This is a genomic window from Pseudoramibacter alactolyticus ATCC 23263 (genome assembly GCF_000185505.1).
In the GTDB taxonomy this organism is placed as follows: domain Bacteria; phylum Bacillota; class Clostridia; order Eubacteriales; family Eubacteriaceae; genus Pseudoramibacter; species Pseudoramibacter alactolyticus.
This window is the reverse complement of record NZ_GL622371.1, coordinates 1-675: the sequence shown is the minus strand read 5'-3', so window position 1 is coordinate 675 and position 675 is coordinate 1. Positions and strand designations below refer to the sequence as shown.

At 56.4% G+C, this 675-nt stretch carries 2 protein-coding genes; both read right to left on the bottom strand.

Annotation, left to right across the window (positions count from 1 at the left end; all coding sequences use genetic code 11):
- The coding region (locus HMPREF0721_RS11655; protein ID WP_156788802.1) for an ATP-binding cassette domain-containing protein at nucleotides 1-141 on the bottom strand (141 nt) is incomplete at its 3' end.
- A gap of 11 nt (nucleotides 142-152) precedes the next feature.
- Nucleotides 153-675 (bottom strand): peptide chain release factor-like protein (locus HMPREF0721_RS11205; RefSeq protein ID WP_006599910.1); only part of this gene is annotated, 523 nt, incomplete at its 5' end.

Here is a 675-nt window from a genome sequence, read left to right as displayed (position 1 = left end):
TCGGATGAAGGTCGACTTCCCTGATCCGGACTGACCCACGAGGAAAACGAACTCCCCCTTGTCGATGTCGACATTGACGTCAGATAGAGCCGCTTGGCTCTGCCCGGTATATGTCTTTGTGACACTATCGAAGGTGATCACGTCTGTCCCCGTCAGTCGGTTTCGTTCTTGCGACGCCAACGAATACCAGCGTCGATAAAGTCGTCGATATCTCCGTCGAAGACGGCATCAGTGTTACCGACCTCATGATTAGTACGCAAATCCTTGACCATTTGGTAGGGATGCAGCACGTAGGAGCGCATCTGGGCTCCCCATGAGTTGCCCTCAGACTTCAATGAATTCATTTCGGCTTCCTGTTCCTCACGGGCTTTCTCAAGCAGCTTGGCCTGAAGAACTCGCAAGGCGGCGGCCTTGTTCTGAATTTGGGAACGCTCATTCTGACAGCTCACTACGATGCCGGTCGGAAGGTGTGTCAGACGAACGGCAGAGTCGGTGGTATTCACACCCTGGCCACCAGGGCCCGAGGCATGGAAGACGTCAACGCGCAGATCGGACCCTGGGATGTCGACGTGGTCGGTCTCCTCAACGACGGGCAACACCTCGACACCGGCAAAGGAAGTCTGACGGCGTCCCTGGTTGTCGAAGGGGCTAATGCGCACCAGACGGTGGGTGCCC